The organism is Seonamhaeicola aphaedonensis, from assembly GCF_003386195.1.
GTDB classification, from domain to species: Bacteria; Bacteroidota; Bacteroidia; order Flavobacteriales; family Flavobacteriaceae; genus Seonamhaeicola; species Seonamhaeicola aphaedonensis.
Genome location: NZ_QRDX01000002.1, coordinates 455,223 through 462,066, shown reverse-complemented (window position 1 = coordinate 462,066; position 6,844 = coordinate 455,223). Strand labels below are relative to the sequence as shown.

Annotated in this window: 7 protein-coding genes; 4 read left to right on the top strand and 3 right to left on the bottom strand. The window is 34.4% G+C overall.

The window, feature by feature from the left end; translation table 11 throughout:
• Positions 1 to 372 precede the first annotated feature (372 nt).
• Positions 373 to 1,467 (top strand): redox-regulated ATPase YchF, encoded by a 1,095-nt coding sequence (ychF, locus tag DFQ02_RS05795; protein ID WP_116040039.1) that lies wholly within the window; start codon positions 373 to 375, stop codon positions 1,465 to 1,467.
• Positions 1,468 to 1,560: 93 nt separating this feature from the next.
• Here ychF and DFQ02_RS05790 read toward each other — a convergent pair whose 3' ends face one another.
• From DFQ02_RS05790 to rlmD, 3 genes are read right to left on the bottom strand one after another with little or no spacing between them, the layout of a single operon-like run.
• On the bottom strand, positions 1,561 to 2,304 hold the full coding sequence (locus DFQ02_RS05790) for a DUF6048 family protein (RefSeq protein WP_245940208.1): 744 nt from the start codon (positions 2,302 to 2,304) through the stop codon (positions 1,561 to 1,563).
• The gene (locus tag DFQ02_RS05785; protein ID WP_116040037.1) at positions 2,255 to 2,800 is read right to left on the bottom strand and encodes a DUF6452 family protein; all 546 of its coding nucleotides are present in this window, start codon (positions 2,798 to 2,800) and stop codon (positions 2,255 to 2,257) included. Before DFQ02_RS05785 ends, DFQ02_RS05790 begins: the two co-directional genes overlap by 50 nt.
• A 20-nt stretch (positions 2,801 to 2,820) precedes the next feature.
• A complete protein-coding gene (gene rlmD, locus DFQ02_RS05780; RefSeq protein WP_116040036.1) occupies positions 2,821 to 4,284 on the bottom strand; it encodes a 23S rRNA (uracil(1939)-C(5))-methyltransferase RlmD in 1,464 nt (487 codons plus the stop codon).
• A gap of 134 nt (positions 4,285 to 4,418) precedes the next feature.
• Here rlmD and DFQ02_RS05775 point away from each other — a divergent pair, with 134 nt between their 5' ends.
• The 3 genes from DFQ02_RS05775 (at position 4,419) to rocD (ending at position 6,843) form a co-directional block, all read left to right on the top strand.
• The gene (locus tag DFQ02_RS05775) at positions 4,419 to 4,976 is read left to right on the top strand and encodes an RNA polymerase sigma factor (RefSeq protein WP_116040035.1); all 558 of its coding nucleotides are present in this window, start codon (positions 4,419 to 4,421) and stop codon (positions 4,974 to 4,976) included.
• A complete protein-coding gene (locus tag DFQ02_RS05770; protein ID WP_116040034.1) occupies positions 4,966 to 5,352 on the top strand; it encodes a DUF6768 family protein in 387 nt (128 codons plus the stop codon). The genes DFQ02_RS05775 and DFQ02_RS05770 overlap by 11 nt, the downstream gene beginning before the upstream one ends.
• A 246-nt stretch (positions 5,353 to 5,598) precedes the next feature.
• The gene (gene rocD, locus DFQ02_RS05765) at positions 5,599 to 6,843 is read left to right on the top strand and encodes an ornithine--oxo-acid transaminase (RefSeq protein WP_116040033.1); all 1,245 of its coding nucleotides are present in this window, start codon (positions 5,599 to 5,601) and stop codon (positions 6,841 to 6,843) included.
• Position 6,844 lies beyond the last annotated feature (1 nt).

Sequence of the window (6,844 nt, the reverse complement as noted above, 5' to 3'; positions counted from 1 at the left end):
ACGGAATCGCAAGTTCCTACGGCTATATTAATCTTACTCCTCTCTTTTGTTCTTTCTGATTTATAATCTAAAATTAAGAGATTGTAAACTTAAGATGGCTATAAGTAATTGCTTGTTCTCGCCTACTTCTGAAAATCCTCGCGGATTTTCAGTTTGGCGTGTACTTGCAAAGTTAAGTGTTAAACCACGCAACTACTCATAGCCGAGACCGATAAGCGTAACTATTCATCTCATGTATCTTACTCCTTAACACATTTGGTTTTTACATGAGTTAAATAAATTAACCAAACTAAACTATCTAATCCATCTAATTAACTAAATTTGCGCCTGCAAAATAGATTCCCATTTGCGGGAATAAAAAATAGAATTCTTATGAAAGCAGGTATTGTAGGGTTGCCAAACGTTGGAAAATCAACCTTATTTAATTGTTTATCTAATGCTAAAGCACAAAGTGCAAACTTTCCGTTTTGTACCATAGAGCCTAATATTGGTGTAGTAAATGTGCCAGATCCAAGGTTAGAAAAGCTAGAAAGTTTGGTAAACCCAGAAAAAGTAATTCCTGCAACGGTAGAAATTGTTGATATTGCTGGTTTAGTAAAAGGTGCCAGCAAAGGAGAGGGGTTAGGAAATCAGTTTTTAGCCAATATTAGAGAAACCGATGCTATTTTGCATGTATTACGCTGTTTTAACAATGATAATATTGTACATGTTGATGGTAGTGTAAACCCAATTAGAGACAAGGAAACTATTGATATTGAGTTGCAGTTAAAAGATTTAGAAACTACCGAAAAAAAGCTAGATAAAGTAAAAAGAGCTGCCAAAACAGGAAATAAAGAAGCGCAAGCTGAAGAAGCAGTGTTGCTTAAAATTAAAGCAGGTTTAGAGGCTGGAACATCGGTTAGAGCATTGGAGTTTAGCGATGAAGCTTATGAAGATTATGTGAAACCTTTACAACTTATTACCGATAAACCTGTGCTTTATGTTTGTAATGTAGACGAAAGCGCCGCTGTTTCTGGGAATGATTATGTAGAGCAAGTAAAAGACGCTGTAAAAGGAGAAAATGCTGAAGTTTTGGTATTGGCTGTAGGTACAGAAGCTGATATAAACGAGTTAGATGACTATGAAGAGCGCCAAATGTTTCTAGAAGATATTGGTTTAGATGAACCAGGCTCCTCAAAATTAATACGTGCAGCTTATAAATTATTACAACAGCAAACCTATTTTACGGCTGGTAAAAAAGAAGTGAGAGCATGGACTGTTGATGTAGGTGCTACGGCACCACAAGCAGCAGGCGTTATTCACACAGATTTTGAAAAAGGCTTTATTAGAGCCGAAGTTATTGCTTACAATGATTTTATATCTTATGGCAGTGAAGCCAAAGTAAAAGAAGCCGGCAAAATGCGTGTAGAGGGTAAAAATTATATTGTTGCTGATGGTGATGTGATGCACTTCCTTTTTAATGTTTAGGAACATTAAAAAAAATAGAATTTAAGTAATATACAATCAATATTACCTGTAAGTTACAACCAACAAAAATTTAAACTAAAACACAAATAATATCTATTTAGCCTTTTTATAAAGCGGAATGCGATAACCTAAAGTATAACTGTAACCAGCCCCAATACTGGTACTATCATAGGTTCTGCCGTAACCGGGTACATACAGGTTTTCAAAGTTATTGGGTTGGGTCTCGCTAACTAGTAACTTAAGCTGTACATTAAGCCCCATATAAAGGTTGTTAAACAGTTCTACCTTCATCCCTAAAATAAGTTCCGTCCAAAAAGCTGTTAATCCATTAAACTCCTCCAATTCATCTACTGAAAGTTGCGGGGTCCAATATTGATTGGTACTGTAAATATTAAAACTATTACGGTCATGGCTAAAGGAACTAGCGCCAACTCTAAAACCAGCAAATACCATGTTATCCATGTCCAGCCAATTGTCGTACATATTGTAATCAATACCTGCTTTTAAATACGATCCAGTAGTGCTTACATCTAAATAATCGGTTATGGTGTTTTTTTCCTCAAACCCAAGTTCTCCAGCTATATATAGGTTTTGTTTTATTCTAAAATCTGCAGCCACTTCAAAACCAGTGTAATCTTCATCTAAAAAAGAGCGCGCAAGTTTACCAATATCGCCAGCAATTCTAAGACCATATTTTTGCTTTACTACCAAAGAATCTGAAACAGGTTTGGGGATACTATCGTTTTGTGCACTCGCAGACACATGTAACAATAGTAGGATTGCTATGCTAATGCAGTATGTTAAAATGTGTTGCGCTTTCATCTTCAATAGGTTCATTATTTGTAAGGTTTTCGGTAGATAATATCCAATTATCGCCGTCGGCTTCGGGTACAATTTCTACACTTTCATAAACGGTTTTATAACCACAGGCACGAGAAACATAAACTTCAGTTAAGGCGTAGTTTATAATCAAAATATCTTGATTTCCTCCAATAATATCATCACTAGGGTCATCGGGTGTGCCGTTATCATTAAAACTAAAATCTTTATGAACAACATATCTTGTTGGAGAACCATCTGTTTTTAAAGGTAGTATCAACTGAGTGGTACTTACCGAATTATAACCGGGTAAAATACTTTCATTGTCTTCACCAAAAACCACCAAGTTGAAGGCGCTTTTTTTGTTTTCTGGATTTTCGGCATCGTATAAATCAATAATTAACCTAGGTGTTGTAGGTGTACTTTCGGGGCAAATGTCATCACGTTCACAACTTATGGAGATGCCCACTAAAAGTGCAATAATTGGGATGAGACTATATCTTATAAATTTCATTAATAGGTTTATTCGCTTAATTAAAACGTTTGTTCTTTTTCCAGAAGTAGAACGGTTTCAATATGCGCGGTGTGCGGAAACTGGTCTACTAAACTTAGTTTTTTTATATTATAACCTGCAACTGCAAAATGCTCTATATCTCTGGCTTGCGTTGCTGGATTGCAAGATACGTAAACCAAACGTTCTGCATTTAGGTTTATTATTTTTTTAAGTGTTTTTGGAGTAATACCAGCACGCGCTGGGTCTAGTATAATAGTCCTTATTTTTCCGATATATTCTGGGTGTTCACTTAAAAATTTTCCAACATCAGCAGTATAAAATTGTAGTCCTTTAATGTTATTTCGTTTGGCGTTTTCTTTGGCATCTTCAATGGCAGAGGCTACAATATCTACACCTATTATTTTGGTATTGGTAGCTTTTGAAGCCAATATTTGTCCAATGGTTCCAGTACCACAAAATAGGTCTAAAACTACCGTATTATGGATGGATTCTTTATTCTCTAAGGCATAGTCAATGACTTTGCTATAAAGCTTTTCGGCTGATTTTGGGTTGGTTTGAAAAAAGCTTTTCATGCTAATCTCAAAATTTAAATCCAGTAATTGCTCTACAATTTTATCATCGCCATAAATAAGATTAATACTTCCTGTTGTGGCTATGGTACGGTCTCCAATTTCATTATTAATAGTATGCAGAAACCCAGCAATTCTATTACCAAATAGCTCTATGAGATAATCAGAAAATTTATTAAGGTTGAATTTTGGCAAATCATGTGAGGTAGTAACAAGATTAAAAAGTAGTCTATTAGTTTTATATGATTTCCTAATTACCAAATACCTGAAAAAACCTTCTTTTTTAGGACCATGCCAGGGGGCTAAACCTGTTTGTTCACAATAGTTTCTTATGCTTTTTAGGTTGTCTTCTACTTGGGCATCAAATAGGCCACTATCTTTGTCTAAATTCTCACCACACCACCAAAGCCCCCGTCTTTTAAAACCTAATGTAAAAGCATCAATATCAGTTTTTTTACTTCTGCTGTAACCAATAGCTGAAAAGCCATATTCCATTTTATTTCTGTAGTGAAATGTACTGGGTGAACTTACAAATTCATCAAAATATGTTTCAATATCAGGAATTTTCCCAATGCGCTTAAAAAGTTCTAAAGTACTGGATTTTTTATAGGCGTGTTGTTTTTCAATAGGTAAATTAATGTAAGGTGCCCCCGGAATATCTTGGTAAGGAACCTTAACTTCATCATCAGATTTTTTAATAACCTCTAATAGTTTACCTTCAGCATATTTTTTGCTGGATTTGTTAATTTGGGTTTTCACCGTTTGTCCGGGAATGGTATTGGGGACAAAGACTACAAACTCACCATGTTCATTTCTAAGGCGTCCAATTCCTTTACCGCCAAAGGCGTAATCTTCAATGACTAACTCAATGATTTCACCTCGTTTTACAAACTTATTTCTTTCTCTTCTTGGCATCGTGCAAAAATAATAATAGCCACAAATAAATACCGCTTTATTTGGGTTAACTTTAAGGGTTTTTAATTTTCTTTTGAAAAAATGAACCTTTTAAGAATTTTGAAGTCCTTTGTTTAGGTGTAGGCTTTTAATTAATGAGTAGAAACAATTATCACATAGATGCTAAATTGGTTTTAGAATATCAGTCTGGAGATCAATTGGCTTTAGAAAAGCTTGTTAAACGATGGCATAAAACCTTTTGTAATAAAGCGCATTGGATTGTTAAAGATCCTGATGCAGCCAAAGATATTGCACAAGATACTTGGAATACTATTATTAACAAAATGGATGATTTAAACGACCCAAAAACGTTTGCATGTTGGTCATTACGGATAGTTTGTAACAAATCTTTTGATTGGATAAAAAAGCAAAACAAAACCAAAGAACGTTTAAAAACTTACCATCTTGAGAATAAAACAGAAGAATTAAACGAAAGCAATGAAATTGAGTTATTGCAAAGGAATTTGTTAAGTGCTATAAAAAAGTTACCCATGCATCAGCAATTGGTGATTAGATTGTTTTACGTTGAAGATTATTCGTTAAAAGACATCAGTAAGACTCTGAATATTTCAGAAGGAACCTCAAAATCTAGATTATACCATGCTAGAGAGAAGTTGAAATTAATATTAAAAAATAGAGATTATGAAAAATAATATGGAAGACATAGACAAATTAATCAAAGAAACATTAACAAAGGAAGAAGCCAAATTCTATGATGAATTAGGAGAACAAAATATATTCCAAATGTTAGGAGGTCTTTTTAATGGAAAAAACTCATGGTTGACACTCATTATGAATTTTATGACAGCCATTGTTTTTGGTTTGTTAATTTATTGCATCATTCAAACTTTTGATGCCGAAAAGACTAACGACTTAATACTATGGGTAGGCGGCGTGTTATTATGTTTTTTATATATAAGCATGATTAAAATATACTTGTGGATGCAAATGCATAGAAACGCACTTACTAGAGAAATAAAACGTTTAGAACTTCAAATGTCATCATTATCAAGTAAAATATCTGAATAAGTTATAGGATAAAACAGCGTAATATTTGTTAACTTGCGTATCTATCCAGGGATGATTTCTCTCCCACGCTGAATTTTCGTCCCCCATACTATCGTTATTGGGATTCCGAAAGGATAAAGGTAGAGCAGGAATGGTTATTTTAATCGCGTAGCGAGATTAAATTATTTAGTGTTTGAATCTTAATTAAGAAACAAACAATGCCAGCGTATGTTATACTAAGGCATTTAACCTTAAATTTTTTTCAAAATGGCTGTTTTACAAAAATTAACATCGCAGCAAGCTATTGATTTAGAAAAAAAGTATGGCTCTAACACCTATAAACCACTTCCTGTTGTATTGAGCAAGGGGGAAGGTGTTTATGTATGGGATGTTGATGGGAAGCGGTATTACGATTTTTTATCGGCTTATTCTGCAGTAAATCAAGGGCATTGCCACCCAAAAATTATTGATGCTTTAATAGGGCAAGCAAAAACCATTACGCTTACCTCCAGAGCTTTTTATAATGACAAGTTAGGGCTCTATGAAAAGTATACCTGTGAGTATTTTGGTTTTGACAAATTACTACCTATGAACTCTGGTGCAGAAGCTGTAGAGGCATCAATCAAGATCTGTAGAAAGTGGGCTTATGAGGTAAAGGGTGTACCAAAGAATGAAGCTAAAATAGTGGTTTGTAAAAATAATTTTCATGGGCGTACTACCACTATCGTATCATTCTCAAGTGATAGTACTTCACACACAAATTTTGGTCCGTATTCTAACGGTTTTATTAGTATTGACTATGATAATTTAGAGCAACTGGAATCTACTTTAAAAAGCAATCCCAATGTTGGAGGATTTTTAGTAGAGCCCATACAAGGTGAAGCAGGGGTTTATGTGCCTTCTGAAGGGTTTTTAGCAAAAGCTAGGGCTTTATGTGAAGCTTACAATGTTTTGTTTATAGCTGATGAAATTCAAACAGGAATAGCCAGAACAGGTAAACTTTTGGCGGTACATCATGAAAATGTGAGACCTGATATTTTAATTTTGGGAAAGGCTTTAAGTGGAGGCGTTTACCCCATTAGTGCTGTTTTGGCAGATAATCATATAATGGACGTTATGACCCCAGGTACTCACGGAAGTACTTTTGGTGGAAATCCTTTAGCAGCTGCCGTTGCTATTGCAGCTTTAGAAGTAATTAAAGAAGAAAATTTAGCTGAAAATGCCGCAACTTTAGGAGCTCTTTTTAGAGATGAATTAAATAAATACATTGAAACCAGTAATATAGTAACTTTAGTTAGGGGAAAAGGTTTATTAAACGCAGTAGTGATTAACGATTCTGAAGATGGTGATACCGCTTGGAATATCTGTTTAACTTTACGAGATCATGGTTTAATAGCGAAACCAACTCACGGTAATATTATTCGTTTTGCACCACCTTTGGTTATGAACAAAACACAGTTACTAGACTGCCTTGATATTATTACAAGAACATTTAAACAATTTGAAAAATAAT